This is a genomic window from Aquabacterium sp. (genome assembly GCF_036273115.1).
Classification (GTDB): domain Bacteria; phylum Pseudomonadota; class Gammaproteobacteria; order Burkholderiales; family Burkholderiaceae_C; genus Aquabacterium.
This window is the reverse complement of the sequence record NZ_DASUIN010000023.1, coordinates 185900-202288: the sequence shown is the minus strand read 5'-3', so window position 1 is coordinate 202288 and position 16389 is coordinate 185900. Positions and strand designations below refer to the sequence as shown.

Below are 16389 nucleotides of genomic sequence, written 5' to 3'. Positions count from 1 at the left end.
ATGAGTCTGATTCAACTGTCTGCCCCCTCCATCGCGCCGGCCTCCTTGGGCAAGGTCGCGGTGCTGTTCGGTGGCACCTCGGCTGAGCGCGATGTGTCCTTGATGTCGGGTTCGGGCGTGCTCAAGGCTTTGCAATCGCAGGGCGTGGATGCCCACGCCTTTGATCCGGCAGAGCGCCCCTTGAGCGATCTGAAGAGCGAAGGTTTTGATCGCTGCTTCATCGCCCTGCATGGCCGTGGTGGCGAAGACGGTACCGTACAAGGCGCGCTGGAGTTGTTGGGCATTCCTTACACCGGCTCGGGTGTCATGGCTTCAAGCATTGCGATGGACAAGATCATGACCAAGCGCATCTGGCGCTTTGAAGGCTTGCCTACGCCTGACTGGCGCATGGTGTCGAGCGCAGAAGAGTGCGCGCATGCCTTGTCGGTGCTGGGTGCGCCCATGATCGTCAAGCCAGCCCGCGAAGGCTCGTCCATCGGTCTGACCAAGGTCACCGACCCTGCGCAATGCGCCGCGGCTTATGCCGCTGCTGCCCAGCACGACCCCGAAGTGCTGTGCGAGCAGTTCATCGATGGCGACGAAACGACCTGCCCGGTGTTGATCGTGAACGGACAAGCCCAGGCGTTGCCGCTCATTCGCATCGTGGCGCCCGATGGCAATTACGACTACCAGAACAAGTACTTCACCGATGACGTGAAGTACCTGTGCCCCAGTCAGCTTGATCCAGACGAAGAGGCTGAGATCGCTCGCCAGGTGGTGCGCGCGTTCAAGACCTTGGGTTGCCGTGGCTGGGCTCGTGCGGACGTGATGATTCGTCGCAGCGATCGCCAGCCCTTCCTGCTGGAGATCAACACAGCGCCGGGCATGACCAGCCACTCTTTGGTGCCGATGTCTGCCCGTGTGGCAGGCCTGAGCTATGAGCAACTGTGCGTGCACCTGCTGGCGTCGGCCAGTCTGGATGCCTCGACACGCTGAAAGGCCGATGAACACGGACTGAACCATGCAAGCCGCCGCCGCCCTCAACTCCTACCGCGCCGCGCCACAGACGCCTGATGACGTCAAGTGGATGAACGCCGCCTCTGCCTTGATGGCATGGGTGGTGCTGGCCATGGTGGTGGGCTCGGTGCTGCTGATGATTTCGCGTCAGCCCTACTTCAATCTCACGCGTGTCGAACTGGCTGGCGACCTGCAGCGCAACAACCTGGCCACTGTTCGTGCCAACGTCGTTTCGCGTTTGGCAGGGGGCTTCTTTTCGGTGGACTTGTCGAAAACCCGAGAGGTTTTCGAGTCGGTGCCATGGGTTCGCAAAGCGATTGTTCGTCGAGTGTGGCCAAATGAACTACGGGTCACTTTGGAAGAGCACAAGCCTGCGGCATACTGGGAACACGACGACCGAGACGACCAACTCGTGAACACCTTTGGCGAAGTGTTTGACGCGAATGTGGGTGACGTAGAGGACGAGCATTTGCCGACCCTACAAGCACCGGTCAACGCGACGGCGTCTGATGCCCGAACCATGCTTGACATGTTGCGCAAGCTGCAGCCCGTGATGGCGCCGCTGGGGGCACAGATCGAAACCTTGCGTCTGACCGATCGGGGTTCCTGGAGCGTGGTGCTCGATGACGATGCCCGCATTGAATTGGGTCGCGGCACGCCTGAAGAGGTTCTGGCCCGCACCGAGCGCTTCGTGCGCACCTTGCCTGAATTCAAGCGCCAGTATCCGGCGCCGCTTCAATACGCAGATTTACGTTATCCCGAAGGCTACGCCGTTCGGTTGAAGGGTTTGACGACCTGGCAAGACGGCAGCAAGCCGCCAGTGATTCGCAAGCCTGTCAAGCCAACGGCGCAGCCTTCTCATTGAATTAACCTGACTCACCCACACAAACCATGGCTAAGGAATACAAAGATCTGGTCGTCGGGCTGGACATCGGCACTGCCAAAGTGATGGCAGTCGTGGCCGAGGTCATGCCCGGTGGCGACCTGCGTCTGGCTGGCCTCGGCGTGGCGCCCAGTCATGGCCTCAAGCGCGGCGTCGTGGTCAACATCGATGCCACCGTGCAGTCCATCCAGCAGGCGCTCAAAGAGGCCGAACTGATGGCCGATTGCAAGATCAGCCGCGTCTGGACCGGCATCACCGGCAGCCACATCCGTGGTCAGAACAGCACGGGCATGGTCATCGTGCGGGACAAGGAAGTCGCGCCCATCGATGTGCAGCGCGTGGTGGAGACCGCCAAGGCCATCAACATTCCCAACGACCAGCGCTTGCTGTTGGTCGAACCGCAAGAGTTCATCATCGATGGCCATGAGGTCAAAGAGCCCATCGGCATGAGCGGTGGTCGTCTCGAGGTCAAGGTCCACATCGTGACCGGTGCTCAAAGCGCTGCCGAGAACATCGTCAAGTGCGTGCGCCGCTGCGGCCTGGAAGCCGAACAGCTGGTGTTGAACCCCAGCGCATCGAGCATGGCCGTGTTGACTGAAGACGAAAAGTCTTTGGGCGTGGCCATGGTCGACATTGGCGCTGGCACGACTGACGTGTCGATCTTCACCGATGGCGCCGTACGCCACACCGCCGTGATTCCGATTGCCGGTGACCTGATCACCAGCGACATCGCCATGGCTTTGCGCACCCCCACCAAAGACGCTGAAGACATCAAGGTGGACTGGGGCGTGGCCAAGCAATTGCTGGCCGATCCCAATGAGCAGGTCGAAGTGCCTGGCCTGGGCGATCGCGCGCCTCGCATGCTCTCGCGTCAGGCTTTGGCCGGCGTGATCGAGCCGCGCGTGGAAGAAATTTTCTCGCTGGTTCACCAGGTGATCCGCGAGTCCGGCTACGAAGAATTGTTGTCCTCCGGCATTGTGCTGACCGGCGGCTCGGCGGTGATGCCGGGCATGGTCGAGCTGGCCGAAGACATCTTTTTAAAGCCCGTTCGCAAGGGGACGCCCTTGTATTCGGGCGCCCTCCACGACATGGTGGCCAGTCCGCGCTCGGCCACCGTCATGGGATTGCTCGAAGAAGCAAGACTCGCGCGCACACGCGGGATGAAAGCAGCGCAACAGGCCGGGTCGGTACAGACCTTGTTTGGACGCGTTCGCGATTGGTTCGTTGGTAATTTTTAAAACAACACTGGCACGTTTTTAACTGGCAACTGCATATAAAAGAGGTACGACATGGCAATCGAGATGATTGAAAGCTTCGACATGGGAACCCAGATCAAGGTGATCGGGGTGGGCGGTGGTGGCGGCAACGCCGTGGACCACATGATTGCGCAAGGGGTGCAAGGCGTGCAGTTCATCTGCGCCAACACCGACGCGCAAGCCCTGAACCGTTCGGCCGCTGAAGTTCAACTGCAACTGGGCTCCACCGGCCTGGGCGCTGGCTCGAAACCTGAAGCCGGTCGTGCCGCCGCCGAAGAGGCCGTGGACCAGATCCGCGACACGCTGGAAGGCGCCAACATGGTGTTCATCACCGCGGGCATGGGCGGCGGTACCGGTACCGGTGCGGCGCCTGTGATCGCGCGTGTCGCCAAGGAAATGGGCATCCTGACCGTGGGCGTGGTGACCAAGCCTTTCGAATTCGAAGGCAACCGCCGCCTGAAGCAAGCCGATGCCGGCCTGGCCGAGCTCGAAGCCAATGTCGACTCCCTGATCGTGGTCCTGAACGAGAAGCTGCTGGAAGTGCTGGGTGATGACATCACCCAGGAAGAGGCTTTCGGCCAAGCCAACGACGTGTTGAAGAACGCCGTGGGTGGCATCTCCGACATCATCCACATCCCTGGTCTGGTGAACGTTGACTTTGAAGACGTCAAGACCGTGATGAGCGAGCCTGGCAAGGCCATGATGGGCACCGCCACAGCGGGCGGCCCTGACCGTGCCACCAAGGCAGCTGAAGCCGCTGTGGCTTGCCCGCTGCTGGAAGGCATCGACCTGTCGGGCGCGCGTGGCGTGCTGGTGCTGATCGCCGCTTCGAAGTCGACCTTCAAGCTGAGCGAGTCGCGCAATGCCATGAACACCATCCGTCGCTACGCCGCTGAAGATGCTCACGTCATCTACGGTACGGCTTACGACGAAAGCCTGGGCGACCAGCTGCGCGTGACCGTGATCGCCACCGGCCTGAGCGCTGGCAAGCGTCAGCAAGCGCCGATGACCGTGGTGCACAGCGCTGCGGCTGCGCCTGCGCAAATGTTCGCCCGCACCGGCACCGACAACATTCCCGTGCTGAACCACGCCGTCGGCGCAGGCCATCATGGCCTGGGCATGGGCGCTGCAGCCAGCGACTTCAGCGGCTTGAACACCCCCAGCGTGTGGCGTTCGGGTCGTACCCAGGCGGCTGCCAAGGTCGACGCGCTGGCCAGCAATGGCATGGACGAAATCGAGATTCCAGCTTTCCTGCGCAAGCAGGCTGACTGATCTCGTCGCGGGGCGACAGCCGCCCCGCGTGTGAGTTTGAGTACCTCTGCCAGTTCGTGGCCCCTACCTGTGCCGGGTGGGGGCCTTTTGGCGTTTCCATCTTGGCGTTTCTTCTCTCTGTCAGAGAAGGCGGGGGCAGGCGGATCACTCTGCCACGGTAGTCCAGAAGGGCAATTGGGCCAACAGGGCCTGCTCGCGTGCTTGCGCAATGGCGCGGCCAATGGCGGGGCCCCGATGTCCCTCGGCCATGGCTTGAGCGGAGACCTCTGCCGTGTTGACCGCTTGGGTGAGTTTCAGTGCCAGCGCCAGCCGCTCCTTTTGCGGGTAGGGCCTGGATTCGAAAGTCAGGCGGCCGCGTGCATCGCATTCGCAGGCTTGCAGAATCTGAATGAAGCGATCGGGCTTGCGAAAGGCATCGCAGCGGTCCAGCAGCCGAACCAGCGCGGCGGCACTCAGACCGTCACTGCGGTGAATGTTGCCGTGCTCGCGTGCCACCACTTCAGCCAGTTCCTTGCACTCCACCGGCACGCGCAGTCGTGTGCTGACCTCACGTAGCAGCGTCACGCTGCGCCCCTCGTGCCCCAGATGCCGAGGCAGCACATCGGCGGGCGTGGTGCCCTTGCCCAGGTCATGGCACAGCGCGGCGTAGCGGACCGGCAGGCTGGTGTCCAGGTAGGCCGCCATGTCCAACACCATGTTCAGGTGCACGCCAGTGTCAACCTCGGGGTGGTAATCCGCCCGTTGGGGTACGCCCCACAGCCGGTCAACCTCTGGCAGCAGCCGAGCCAGGGCGCCGCAATCGCGCAGCACATCCAACATGCGCGAGGGGCGCGCTTCCATCAATCCTCGCGACAACTCTTGCCAGACCCGTTCGGGGACCAAGTGATCGACCTCGCCTTGCTCGACCATTTTGCGCATCAGCCGGCGCGTGTCATCGGCCACATCGAAATCGGTGAAGCGGGCGGCAAAGCGGGCCAGGCGCAGGATGCGAACGGGGTCTTCTTCGAAGGCCTCTGATACGTGGCGCAGCAGCTTGTTGGCGAGGTCTTGCTGGCCACCATAGGGGTCGACGATGTGGCCGTGCTCGTCTTGCGCCATGGCGTTGATGGTGAGGTCGCGGCGAGCGAGGTCTTCTTCCAGCGTCACGCTGGGGGCGGCATGCACCGTGAACCCGTGGTAGCCGTGCCCACTCTTACGCTCGGTGCGCGCGAGGGCGTATTCCTCTTTGCTGTGCGGGTGCAGGAAAACCGGAAAGTCTTTGCCGACCGGGGTGTAGCCCTGGGCCACCATGGCTTCAGGCGTGCCGCCTACCACCACCCAGTCTCGGTCGCCGCAGGGTCTCCCGAGCAGGGCATCGCGCACAGCCCCACCGACCAGATAAATCTTCATGGGCCAAGTTTAGCGGTGCGGATCTGTTCTGGCACGCTGTATGCATGGGCTCCCTCACTTGCTTGTTGTTGATCGGGAGATTCACCATGACAGTGCGTGCGGTACAGGGCGGGGCGCTTAAGCCCTTGGTTGCAGCCGTGATGGCTTTCGCGTCGGTGGGGGCGGCCCAGGCCGCCAGTACCAGCTTGGGGCCGCTGGCACCGCTGGGCAGCGTTTACGAGGTCGGGTTCGGGTTCCCTGCGCCCGGATTCACTGACACGCTGACGTTTTCCTTGGCGGCGCCGATGGAAGGCAGTTTCACGGTGAAGGGGCAGGGTCTGGTCATCCCCGGCTTCTTCTCGCTGGCGCCTGCTACGGATCTCAGCTTCGCGATTTACAAGGGGGGCGCTGCGCTAACCGCCTGGGGCACAGCCTTCAACGGGCTGGACTTGGCTGCCGGCACCGACTACAGCTTTGTTGTCAAAGGCAAGTCTGGGGGCTACCTGGTGACCTGGTCCCTGAGCCCGGTGCCTGAACCTGAGTCCATCGCCTTGGCGTTGGCTGGTGTGGCCGTGGTGGGCGCGACAGCCCGCCGTCGTTGGACCCAAGGTTGAGCCAGGGCCCGCCCCGACGGGGTCAGGCGGATTGCGCTGCGAGTTGCGCGAGTTGAACGTAGTCGGCCACCGGCACTTCTTCCGCGCGGCGTTGCAGATCGAAGTCGGTCTCCAGTCCCTTTTGTTCGATCCATTGCCCCAAGGTGTTGCGCAAGATCTTGCGGCGCTGTGAGAAGGCCACGGCCACGAGTTCTTCCAGAATAGCTGGGTTGACGTCGGCGGGTTGAGCCCATGGCACCATGCGCACCACGGCCGAGTCCACCTTGGGGGGCGGGGTGAAGGATTCGGGTGGCACGTCGACGACCGATTCCATGTCGTAGCGCCACTGCAGCATCACGCTGAGGCGTCCGTACTCCTTGTTGCCCGGTTCAGCCACCATGCGGTCGACCACTTCCTTTTGCAGCATGAAGTGCTGGTCTTCCACCAAGGCAGCCCAGGGCAGCAGGTGGAACAGGATGGGGCTGGAGATGTTGTAGGGCAGGTTGCCGATGATGCGCAACCGGCCTTGTCGCTCGCGACTGATCTCGCCGAAATCGACCTTCAGGACGTCAGATTCGATCACCGTCAGTTCCTCGCGCTTACGCAAGCGGGCCGCGAGGTCGCGATCGAGTTCGATGACGGTGAGGTGCTGGCTGAGTGCCACGACCGGGTTGGTCAGTGCGCCCAGACCCGGACCAATTTCAACCAGGTGTTGACCCGGTCGGGGATCGATGGCGCGCACGATGTCGTCAATGACCGCCATGTCATTGAGGAAGTTCTGTCCAAAGCGCTTGCGTGCAACGTGCCCTTGGGTGGTGCGCTGCGACAGCCCGGAGGGGCGCTTGTTGGGGCGATCAGGGCGCATCACGCAATTCCACCCAGGTTGAGGCGCGCAGTTCGCGAGCCCAGTCGGCATAGGTGGCCTCAAAGCGCTGTTCGCGAATCAGGGCACGGGCGCTTTCGCGTTTTTGTTCCGGAGTCAGTTCAACCTCACGGCGTTCGAGCAGCTGAATCAGGTGGATGCCGAAGCGGCTCACGACCGGCTCAGACACTTGGCCCGGTTGCAACTGCGCCAAGGCTTTTTCGAACTCGGGCACGAACTGGCCCGGCGAGGACCAGCCGAGATCCCCTCCTCGTACCGCACTGCCGTCTTCCGAGTACTGCCGGGCCATTTGCGGGAAGCTAGCCTGACCGTCGAGGATCTGGCGGCGGATGTCGAGCATGCGCTCCATCACCGATTTGGCATCTTGCTGAGGTCCGGTGCGCAGCAGAATGTGGCGCACCCGTTGTTGGGTGAACGACGCCTTCGAAGCGTTTTCCCGCTCAATCAGTTTGATGATGTGAAAGCCCGCACCGGATCGCACCACGGGTGAGACCTGGCCCACTTTCAGATCAGCCACGGCCTGAATGAACAGCTCGGGCAATTTGCTGACAGGGCGAGAGCCAAACACGCCCCCGTTCTCAGCGGTGTTCTTGTCGTCAGAGTTCTGCTTGGCCAATTGGGCGAAGTTGACGCCACCCGCTGCCTGCTTCTGAATGGCTTCGGCCTTGGCTTGCAGTTGGGCCACGTCCTTTTCAGATGCCTGCTCTGGCACCCGGATCAGGATGTGTGCGAGGTTCATCGACACCTCGACGTCGGTGTCCTGGTCCTTGCGGATGACTTCCTGAATTTCGTCTTCGGAGATGCGAATGCGGGCCGTGACCTCGCGTTCACGCACGCGTTGCAGCAGCAATTGCTCGCGCAGGCTGTTGCGATACCGCGCAAAGTCCATGCCTTCTTTCTGCATGCGGGCACGCATTTGCTGCACGGTCATCTGGTTCTGGGCGGCAATGCCTTCAATGGTGCCGTCGACTTCCGCGTCAGACACGTCCATGCCCAACACCTTGGCCTGGTTGACCTGTACCTTTTCATCGATGAGGAGGTCGAGCACCTGTTTGCGCAGCTCAGGCATCGGCGGCAGATTCTGGCCTTGGGCCGACTGCACAATGCGCGCCACGCGACGATCCACATCGGTGCGGGTCACCACTTCCTGGTTGATGACGGCGACGATGTAGTCGGCCGTGGTCTTGCGGCTGGCGAAGTCACTGGCCTTGGAGTCGAGCTCTTGATTGCTCTGGATGCGAGGCGTGACCGTCGAAGGCGTGTTGAGCTTGAACTGGGCATGAGCAGGCGCTGCTGCCATCAACGCCAAGGACAAAGCCAGGGCTGCAGACAGTGCGGCACGCAGTCGGCTCGGCGAGCGGGCAGTCAGGAGGCGAGCGGAAATAGGATTCAACACATCAATCATCGGTGAAGGCGGGCTGTGAGCCCTGAGGTGACAGCAGGCTATTGGGTTCGCGCAGCAGTCGGTATCCGGGCACATTCTCTCTCAAGGCGCGCAGCGGGCTGGAGCCAATGCGAGACAGCCCCACCAGTTCCAGCTGGAACATGATGCGGGAGTTGGTCTTGCGGCCCACGGACACCCGTTCGGAGACCACGCGGCCAATCCAGCAGCCGGCATCGTATTCGATGCCCAGCAGCGAGTTGGGCACCTTCTTGTCGAGCATGCTGTAGTTCACGCGCCCGACGGCGTACCAGGTGCCGCCGCAGGATGAGCCTGGGGTCGAGGCCTCGGTCGAGCTGCCAGGGGACGCCGCCAGGGCATCCTTGAGCATTTGCGTCAATGATGTGGACGTGCCGGCAATCGGCCACTGCCACCCCAGGGAAACGAGCTCACTGCTGTTGCGGGCGTACAGATAAGACAGGCCGATCGTTTTGAACGGGCCCGGCGAATAACGTGCGCCGAACACGCCTCGCTCAGTGCGGTGTTTCATGGCACTGAGTTGCAGTGCCCCGTCCAGCGCCCAGTTCGGAATCACGTAGGTGGCGCCTTGCAACTGGATGTCAGACAGGCGCTGGGTGATGGGGTCGGGCCCATCTGGGTTGATGCGCTGGTCCGAGAAAAGAACCTTCTGTACCACAGCCACGTTCATCAGCTCGGCGCCATTGTCTGGGTTGAGCATGCGGCTGTTCACCCCCAGGGTGACCTGGTTGGCGTCCGAGATGCGGTCGACGCCGGTGAACGCGTTCTCGTTGTACATCGAGTACTGGTTGAACGAGCGCGGGGCGCTGTCAAACAGCGGGTTGTCGGATTGGTCCACATAGGGGGTGCGGACGTAGCGAATGCGCGGCTCCAGTGTCTGAATCAGGTCCTGCTTGAAGAGGTGCACAGGGCGCTCGAAAACAGCAGACGAGTCCAGGCTGAACGTGGGAATGACTTTTGACAGGCGTCTGGCTGCCGTTGAAGGGCTGGCGTTGAGATCGTAGCTGGCAGCGTTCACGCTCAAGCGCGGTTGCAGCATCACGCCCATGGGCGAGCCAAACATCTTGTCCACGCTGCCCGTCAGGTGCAGGCGATTGCCAGTGATTTTGGCCGGGTCGGGGTTGGTGAACTGGCTGAGTTCGGTTTGGGCATGCCATGCCACACCAGCGGTGTCGCTCAGGCGACTGTTGAATCCGACGCGTCGGCGGCCATACGGAGCCGTGACCTCGCTGAGCGCTGCGTCTGCTTCGGGGTCCAGGTCTTTCAGGGTCTGCCAATCCTGCACGTTCGCATAGAGCGTGTTCTGGCTGGCACCCAGCCCCCAGCTGCGAGAGTTGAGCTGATGTTCGACATTCAGGTGGCTGTCATAAAGCCGAGGGGTCGTCGAGGGCAGGTTGCGTGGGAAATCTTTCCAGAAATCGTCATCCGAGGCCCTTCGCCAACGCAGGTCGTAGCTCGTGATGAACTGGCCTGACGGGTTCCAGTTCACCTTGCCTGTGTGGCGCAAATCGATCATGCCGCGGTTCTTGCCGGTCAATTGATCGTCGGGCAGCGCATAGGTGTGAACGGTACCAGTGTCGGTCGGCAGCAAATAGCGGAACTCGGTGTCCAGCCCCGTGCCGCGTCGTACCGCCAAGGTGGGCGTCAGCGTGGCATCGTAGTTGGGGGCGATATTCCAGTAGTACGGAATGGAAAACTCGAAACCGCTGCGGTTGTCCACATCGAAGCTGGGCGGCAGCCACCCGGATTTGCGCTGGTCATTGAGCGGGAAGGTCAGAACCGGCGCAGCCAGAATCGGCACGTTCTTGAACCAGACGACCGCGTTTTCGGCTCGCCCTTCGTTGGTCTCGAAGTTGAGGTCGACCTTGCTGGTCACCAGCTCCCAGGCCGGGTCAAATTGGGCCGGGTCGAGCGTGTTTTCGGGGGTGCAGCTTGTGTAGGTGGCGCGGTTGGCGACCAGGTGGTTGGAGCCATGGAACTCGATCAGATCGGCGCGCCCACCGGCTTTGACACGAGAGAACCAGTAAGTAGGCCGCACGAATTCACCCTCGAGCGTGTCCAGGGCCAGCCGCAGTTGAGGGCCTTCGAACCGGTTGCCCTGACGCAAGACTTTGACGTTGCCGGTTGCCTTGGCGGTGTTGTCGCTTTGGGTGTGCACCAGTTCGTCGGCCCGCAAGGTCATGTCGCCTTGCTTGAGCCGAACCGAGCCCGACGCGCGGGTCTGGTCGCCCGTGGCGCCTTCGAGCTTGTCTGCCTCGAAATACAGCGGCAGCCCGCCATTGTGGGATGGCGTCGGGACGGTGAAGCCCGGGCGAGTGCCCCCCTGGTCCTGCCCATGGGTCGGCAACGAGGTCGACAAAGCCAGCACGAGCAGGCCTGCGGCCTTGGCGGTTGGGGTCCAGTCAACTAAGGGGCGGTGAGGGGTGCGGATCACGGTGGCAGAGAGCGTCACGGAGGGGCCTGGCGACAAATTCGAAGAACGCGCTCAGCCTTGCCTAAAATCGCCGCATTATTTCATGCGGCTTCGCGGGCCGCTCATTCCGGTTTTGCCCATGTCATCTGACTCGACCTCTTCTTCCAGCGCCCCCGCTTCCATTGTCTGGGCCGATCCTGCACGCGAGCGTGCCTTCCACGCGTGGTTGCAAGCGCAGGCCAGCGAGCACGGGCTGCAGCCTGACACCGTTCGATCGGCGAGCGCCGATGCCAGTTTCCGCCGCTATTTCCGCGTGGAAGGGGGAGACAAGGGCTCACTCATCATCATGGATGCCCCCCCTCAGCATGAAGATTGCCGGCCTTTCGTGTCGGTGGCCCGCCTGCTCGAGTCGGGCGGTGTGGCCGTGCCACACATCCTGTCCTGGGATGATGCCCAAGGATTCATGCTGATCAGCGACCTGGGCGCCAGTACCTTGCTGTCGACCTTGAACGTCGAGGCGCCCTACGATGCCGGCAACCGGGCTCGCTACAACGCCGCCTTGGACGAGTTGATCCGCATTCAGCAAGTCGCCGCTCAGGGTCAGGTGCCGCCGTATGACGACGCCTTGCTGCAGCGGGAAATGGACTTGCTGCCCCAGTGGTACTTGACGCAATTGCGAGGGCTCACTCTGAGCGACCAGGATCAGGTCATGCTGGCGCAAACTTTTGCCCTGATCAAAGCCCAGGTGCTCGGCCAGCCGCAAGTGCTGGTGCACCGTGACTATCACAGCCGCAACTTGATGGTCGACCCGGCTGATCCGACTGCGCGGCCCGGTGTGATTGATTTTCAGGATGCGGTATTTGGGGCGGCCACTTATGACCTCGTCTCGCTGCTGCGCGACGCCTATGTGATGTGGGACGAAGAGGTTCAGATCGATTACGCCGTTCGGTTCTGGGAGAAGGCTCGCAAGGCGGGGTTGCCCGTGCCGGAGGACTTTGGCGAGTTCTGGCGTGATTTCGAGTGGATGGGCTTGCAGCGCCACCTGAAGGTGTTGGGCATCTTTGCTCGCCTGGCGTTGCGCGATGGCAAGCGTGGCTATCTGGATGACATCCCACGTGTCTGGACCTATGCCCATCGGGTTTGCTCGCGCTACCAGGGGCTGGGCCCTCTGGCGCGTTTGCTGGAGCGAGCCGAGGCGGAACATGGGGGTATCCGGACGCAAGTCGGTTACACCTTCTGAAAAGACCCTGAATAAATCTGCGCAAAAATGCAGCAACGAGCGGATAATCCGCAACCGATGAATTCAAATACCTCTGAGGCGGCCATTTCTTCCGCCAACACGCCGGCCACTCTGGCTGACCCTGTTGCGTCCGCAGACGCTCCTGCACCGGCCCCGGCCCGGTTCGACACGCTGCCCCTGGATCCCAAGATCCTCAGCGCCATCACTTACCCCACGATGACGCCGATCCAGGCCAAGGCCATCCCCTTGGTTCTAGCGGGGCGCGACGTCATGGGCGCGGCTCAGACCGGCACCGGCAAGACCGCAGCCTTCTCGATTCCGTTGCTTCAGAAAATGATGAAGCACGAGAACGCCAGCATGTCGCCGGCGCGACACCCGGTGCGTGCCATTGTCCTGGCGCCCACGCGCGAGTTGGCCATTCAGGTGGCCGACAACGTCAAAACCTACGCCAGCAAGTGCAATTTGCGCTCGGCGGTGGTGTTTGGCGGCATGAACATGAAAGAGCAGACGGTCGAGTTGAAGGCCGGCGTCGAGGTGTTGATTGCCACGCCAGGCCGCTTGCTGGACCATATCGAAGCGAAGAACTGCAATCTCTCGCAGGTCGAGTACGTGGTGCTCGACGAAGCCGACCGCATGCTCGACATCGGCTTCCTGCCGGATCTGCAGCGCATCCTGAGCTACCTGCCCAAGACGCGCCAGACCCTGCTGTTTTCGGCGACCTTCTCGCCCGAGATCAAGAAGCTGGCGCAAAGCTACCTGCAAGACCCGGTGTTGGTCGAGGTGGCTCGTCCGAACCAGACGGCGACCAACGTCGAGCAGCGCTTCTATCGTGTCGAAGACGATGATAAGCGCCATGTGATCCGCCAGATCCTGCGCGACCGTGACATCAAGCAGTCCATTGTTTTTGTGAACTCCAAGCTGGGTGCCTCGCGCCTGGCCCGCACTTTCGAGCGTGACGGCCTGCGTACCGCCGCCCTGCATGGCGACAAGTCGCAAGATGAGCGCATCAAGGCCCTGGATGCCTTCAAGCGCGGCGAAGTGGACCTGCTGGTGGCCACCGACGTGGCGGCGCGCGGTATCGATATCGCGGCGCTGCCGGCGGTGTTCAACTACGACATCCCCTTCAATGCGGAAGACTACGTGCACCGCATCGGCCGTACCGGCCGCGCGGGTGCCAGCGGCCTGGCCGTGTCCCTGGTCACGGGCGCCGATGCGCGCCTGATGGGCGACATCGAAAAGCTGATCAAGAAAAAGCCCGATGTCGAGACCTTTGAGCTGGAGCGACGTCAGCGCAGTGACCGTGGCGAGCGCGGTGAGCGCGACAGCTACCGACGTGAGTCCCGGGATTTGGCTGGTGTCGAAGAGCGCGGCGAACGCGCAGAACGCCCGGCCCGCGCTGCGGCGCCTCGCCGCAGTCAGCCCGCTGACCCCTTCTTTGACAAGCCTTACGAGGCCGACCCCAACGCCGAGCCGACTTGGGAGAAGAAGGAAAGCGCCGCCACAAACACGCCCACATCGACTGGCGCGGGCTTGTCCCGCTTCATCAAGCCCAAACGCAAAGTCGCGACCCTGCTGGGTGGGTCGGGGACGGTTCGTCGGTGACCTGGGTCACCCGGCGGTGCGGTAGCCAAAGGCGGCCGCATCGTTGAGCGTTAATGCGTTGATATGTTTGCCAGATCGCAAAATGGATTCGTGATGGGGTGCGCTGCACTGGTTGCGGCGTATTTCTTGTTTCTGTATGGATTTACCGTCCAGCATGGTCATTTCATTTCCGATGATTTTGACCATGTCAGCGAGGCGTTCACGCGGGGGGCCTGGGCCATGGCCCTCACCCCCATTGACGTGCATCTGGCACCGCTTCACCAGTTATCCAGCTACCTGTTTTTTCATGCCTTTGGCTTGAATTTCAATTTGGCGGTGACTCTTCTGCTGCTGGTGCTGGCCGCGGCTGGGGGCGTCCTCTTTGCCGGTTTGCGGCCCTTGGTTGGGGCCAACGTCGCTGCCATGACGGTCGCGCTGGTGCTGCTCAATCAGGCTTGGGTGAACGTCACGATGTGGTGGAGTGCCGCATTGCATCGGGTTCCCTTCATGTTCTGGTGCGCACTCTGTTTTTACGGGTATGTGAAATACAGAGAGTCTCCCCGATGGCGATATGGCGCCATCTTTCTGGTGTCGCTGGTTTTGAGCTTCGGGTTCTATTCCAAGGCCATTTTGATCCTGTTGATGGTGTTGGGCTGCGAGGTGGTGCTTTGTGCGCGAGAGTCACGCATCAAGCGCGAGATGATCCCGGTGCTATTGCCTGCAGTTGTGATCGTTCTGGGGGCCGTGGTTTATTACCAGTTGGCCAGCTCAGGGGTGTTGCGGCCAGATTTCGGGCTGAGTCGCCTGGACTTTGCCAAGATCGCGTGGCTCTCGGTTGAACGATTTTTCCTGGCCCTGTTTTTTGTCAATTTCGGTGTGTGGGCCAAGCACTATTGGTTTGGGCTGCTGGCGTTGGTCCTTGGTTGGGTGGTCTGGCGTCATCCCAAGACCTGGCTGCCACTGCTCATTGCGGTCGTGCTTGCCTATTTTTCCAACCTGCTTCTGGTCAAGGGGCGGGGGCCGTGGGTGCTGGTGGAGGCCGCCGGGCGCTATTTGGTCGACGATCTTTTCCTGCTGGCGCCTTTCGTTGCGTTCCTGTTTTTCTACGCCAGCCGCAGCATGCGTGCGATCGAGGGGCCCCGCGCTGTCATGGCCTGGTCGCTCGTCGCTGTCTATGCGCTGGGGTCTGCCTGGGTGGTTGCCGAGCGTGCGCCAGCCCGCTTCCCTAACAGCCTGCAAGCCCGCGTGTTCATGACCAACATCTCCAGCGAGTTAGAGAAAGCCGGGTCGCACAATGCGCCGATCTACATCGAGGACGCCCCTTTCCCTCCGGCTTTGTATGGCTTTCTGGGGTCCAAGCGTGATCTGTCCACCGTTTTTGCTCATGTGAGCAAAAACACCGTCTGGCTCCGATCTGGCGAGAGGGCTCCGTCTGGCGCGACCGTGGTGCGCATCGACGATTCCGGACGATTGGTTCCGAGCCATCAAGTCGACTGAACGCTGTCATGGAGGCGGTTCTGCTGCCGCCACACCGACGGCGCCTCCCCATACTCCCGCTTGAACGCATGGCTGAACGCAGCCTCTGAAGAGTAGCCGACTTGTTCGGCGATCTTGCTCAAAGACAGGGGGCTGCAGCGCAGCTGGCGTGCTGCCAGGCGCATTCGGTGTCGTGTCAGGTAAGTCAGCGGCGGTTCGCCCAAGGTCTGGCTGAAGCGATCGGCAAAGGCAGAGCGCGACAAGCAGGCCAGTTGCGCCAGTTCTGGCACGGTCCAGTTGTGATCGGGGCGCTGGTGTATGCCAGCCAGCGCCGAGGACAGGGCCTTGTCCTTCAGTGCGGCCAGCCAGTTGCCCGTGCCTTCGGGAACCGATTCGACGTGATCGCGCAGGCACTCCATCAGCATGATGTCGCCCACGCGGTTGAGGATGGCCTGTTGGGCGGGGCGCACCGAGGCAATTTCCTGTTCGAGAAACTGGATGCCCAGCGCCAGCCACAGCGGCGGGGCGTTGCCGCTGGCTCGCACCACCATGATGGATGGCAGCGCGGCAATCAAGGGGGCGGCCATGTCGATGTCGAAGCGCGCATGCCCACTGATCAACTTGCAAGCGGTTCCCCCGCCTTGTTGCCGCACGGGCGTGGTTTCGGTCAGGTCCATGAACGGCAACAGGTCGATCGGGGTGGCCGTGCTTTGCGGTTTGTCTTTGACCTGGTGGGGCGTGCCCGCTGGCAGCACCACCAGATCACCGGCTTCGATCAGCAGAGGGGGCTCTTGCTCACGCATCAGCCAGGCTCTGCCATGCGTGACGATGTGAAAGCAGGCCAGCCCAGGCGTGGCCAGTTGCCAGCACCAGGGTGCGGTCATGTCCGTGTAGGTGAACACGACGCCGTTGAAATGCATCCCATCCAGGATGAGGCTGAGACTGTCCATGGAGGCCAAGCTTCGCACGGCAGGCGGGTGTCCGAATAGCTGAGCTGTACCTAGGGTT

14 protein-coding genes are annotated in these 16389 nt (G+C 62.0%); 8 read left to right on the top strand and 6 right to left on the bottom strand.

The features are described 5' to 3' along the window. Genes VFW72_RS09885 through ftsZ form a run of 4 tightly spaced genes read left to right on the top strand, consistent with a single transcriptional unit; the run spans position 1 to position 4407 of the window. Positions 1-975, top strand: coding sequence for a D-alanine--D-alanine ligase (locus tag VFW72_RS09885; RefSeq protein ID WP_329674122.1), 975 nt, complete (start codon positions 1-3; stop codon positions 973-975). Positions 976-1000: 25 nt separating this feature from the next. Beyond that, a complete protein-coding gene (locus VFW72_RS09880; protein ID WP_329674121.1) occupies positions 1001-1861 on the top strand; it encodes a cell division protein FtsQ/DivIB in 861 nt (286 codons plus the stop codon). A gap of 26 nt (positions 1862-1887) precedes the next feature. Beyond that, positions 1888-3117, top strand: coding sequence for a cell division protein FtsA (gene ftsA, locus VFW72_RS09875; protein WP_329674120.1), 1230 nt, complete (start codon positions 1888-1890; stop codon positions 3115-3117). A gap of 51 nt (positions 3118-3168) precedes the next feature. Further along, positions 3169-4407 (top strand): cell division protein FtsZ, encoded by a 1239-nt coding sequence (gene ftsZ / locus VFW72_RS09870; RefSeq protein WP_329674119.1) that lies wholly within the window; start codon positions 3169-3171, stop codon positions 4405-4407. Between the two features lie 144 nt (positions 4408-4551). On the opposite strand, the gene VFW72_RS09865 is transcribed toward ftsZ, so the two are convergent. Then, entirely contained in the window at positions 4552-5796 is a 1245-nt protein-coding gene (locus VFW72_RS09865; protein WP_329674118.1) for a multifunctional CCA addition/repair protein, read from the bottom strand. Positions 5797-5882: 86 nt separating this feature from the next. Between VFW72_RS09865 and VFW72_RS09860 the strand changes: the two genes are divergently transcribed. Beyond that, on the top strand, positions 5883-6389 hold the full coding sequence (locus VFW72_RS09860) for an FxDxF family PEP-CTERM protein (RefSeq protein WP_329674117.1): 507 nt from the start codon (positions 5883-5885) through the stop codon (positions 6387-6389). Positions 6390-6411: 22 nt separating this feature from the next. Here VFW72_RS09860 and rsmA read toward each other — a convergent pair whose 3' ends face one another. Genes rsmA through VFW72_RS09845 form a run of 3 tightly spaced genes read right to left on the bottom strand, consistent with a single transcriptional unit; the run spans position 6412 to position 11123 of the window. Then, positions 6412-7233, bottom strand: coding sequence for a 16S rRNA (adenine(1518)-N(6)/adenine(1519)-N(6))-dimethyltransferase RsmA (gene rsmA, locus VFW72_RS09855; RefSeq protein ID WP_329674116.1), 822 nt, complete (start codon positions 7231-7233; stop codon positions 6412-6414). Next, a complete protein-coding gene (locus VFW72_RS09850) occupies positions 7223-8644 on the bottom strand; it encodes a peptidylprolyl isomerase (RefSeq protein WP_329674115.1) in 1422 nt (473 codons plus the stop codon). Before VFW72_RS09850 ends, rsmA begins: the two co-directional genes overlap by 11 nt. A 4-nt stretch (positions 8645-8648) precedes the next feature. After that, positions 8649-11123, bottom strand: coding sequence for an LPS-assembly protein LptD (locus tag VFW72_RS09845; RefSeq protein WP_329674114.1), 2475 nt, complete (start codon positions 11121-11123; stop codon positions 8649-8651). A gap of 100 nt (positions 11124-11223) precedes the next feature. Between VFW72_RS09845 and VFW72_RS09840 the strand changes: the two genes are divergently transcribed. Together VFW72_RS09840 and VFW72_RS09835 are read left to right on the top strand one after the other, a co-directional pair. Further along, positions 11224-12324, top strand: coding sequence for an aminoglycoside phosphotransferase family protein (locus VFW72_RS09840; RefSeq protein ID WP_329674113.1), 1101 nt, complete (start codon positions 11224-11226; stop codon positions 12322-12324). 57 nt (positions 12325-12381) lie between these two features. Further along, complete coding sequence (locus tag VFW72_RS09835; RefSeq protein WP_329674112.1) at positions 12382-13926, top strand: DEAD/DEAH box helicase; 1545 nt, start codon at positions 12382-12384, stop codon at positions 13924-13926. 6 nt (positions 13927-13932) lie between these two features. On the opposite strand, the gene VFW72_RS09830 is transcribed toward VFW72_RS09835, so the two are convergent. Beyond that, on the bottom strand, positions 13933-14112 hold the full coding sequence (locus tag VFW72_RS09830) for a hypothetical protein (RefSeq protein WP_329674111.1): 180 nt from the start codon (positions 14110-14112) through the stop codon (positions 13933-13935). Between the two features lie 33 nt (positions 14113-14145). On the opposite strand from VFW72_RS09830, the gene VFW72_RS09825 reads away from it, so the two are divergent. Further along, the gene (locus tag VFW72_RS09825; RefSeq protein WP_329674110.1) at positions 14146-15402 is read left to right on the top strand and encodes a hypothetical protein; all 1257 of its coding nucleotides are present in this window, start codon (positions 14146-14148) and stop codon (positions 15400-15402) included. On the opposite strand, the gene VFW72_RS09820 is transcribed toward VFW72_RS09825, so the two are convergent. Next, complete coding sequence (locus VFW72_RS09820) at positions 15390-16331, bottom strand: AraC family transcriptional regulator (RefSeq protein WP_329674109.1); 942 nt, start codon at positions 16329-16331, stop codon at positions 15390-15392. The genes VFW72_RS09825 and VFW72_RS09820 overlap by 13 nt on opposite strands. Positions 16332-16389 lie beyond the last annotated feature (58 nt).

What these genes read in the sequence shown, in the direction of transcription:
- VFW72_RS09885 (WP_329674122.1), top strand. Translation starts at nt 1, where the DNA reads ATGAGTCTGATTCAACTGTCTGCCCCCTCCATCGCGCCGGCCTCCTTG.
- VFW72_RS09880 (WP_329674121.1), top strand. Translation starts at nt 1,001, where the DNA reads ATGCAAGCCGCCGCCGCCCTCAACTCCTACCGCGCCGCGCCACAGACG.
- ftsA (WP_329674120.1), top strand. Translation starts at nt 1,888, where the DNA reads ATGGCTAAGGAATACAAAGATCTGGTCGTCGGGCTGGACATCGGCACT.
- ftsZ (WP_329674119.1), top strand. Translation starts at nt 3,169, where the DNA reads ATGGCAATCGAGATGATTGAAAGCTTCGACATGGGAACCCAGATCAAG.
- VFW72_RS09865 (WP_329674118.1), bottom strand. Translation starts at nt 5,796, where the DNA reads ATGAAGATTTATCTGGTCGGTGGGGCTGTGCGCGATGCCCTGCTCGGG.
- VFW72_RS09860 (WP_329674117.1), top strand. Translation starts at nt 5,883, where the DNA reads ATGACAGTGCGTGCGGTACAGGGCGGGGCGCTTAAGCCCTTGGTTGCA.
- rsmA (WP_329674116.1), bottom strand. Translation starts at nt 7,233, where the DNA reads ATGCGCCCTGATCGCCCCAACAAGCGCCCCTCCGGGCTGTCGCAGCGC.
- VFW72_RS09840 (WP_329674113.1), top strand. Translation starts at nt 11,224, where the DNA reads ATGTCATCTGACTCGACCTCTTCTTCCAGCGCCCCCGCTTCCATTGTC.
- VFW72_RS09835 (WP_329674112.1), top strand. Translation starts at nt 12,382, where the DNA reads ATGAATTCAAATACCTCTGAGGCGGCCATTTCTTCCGCCAACACGCCG.
- VFW72_RS09830 (WP_329674111.1), bottom strand. Translation starts at nt 14,112, where the DNA reads ATGGTCAAAATCATCGGAAATGAAATGACCATGCTGGACGGTAAATCC.
- VFW72_RS09825 (WP_329674110.1), top strand. Translation starts at nt 14,146, where the DNA reads ATGGCCCTCACCCCCATTGACGTGCATCTGGCACCGCTTCACCAGTTA.
- VFW72_RS09820 (WP_329674109.1), bottom strand. Translation starts at nt 16,331, where the DNA reads ATGGACAGTCTCAGCCTCATCCTGGATGGGATGCATTTCAACGGCGTC.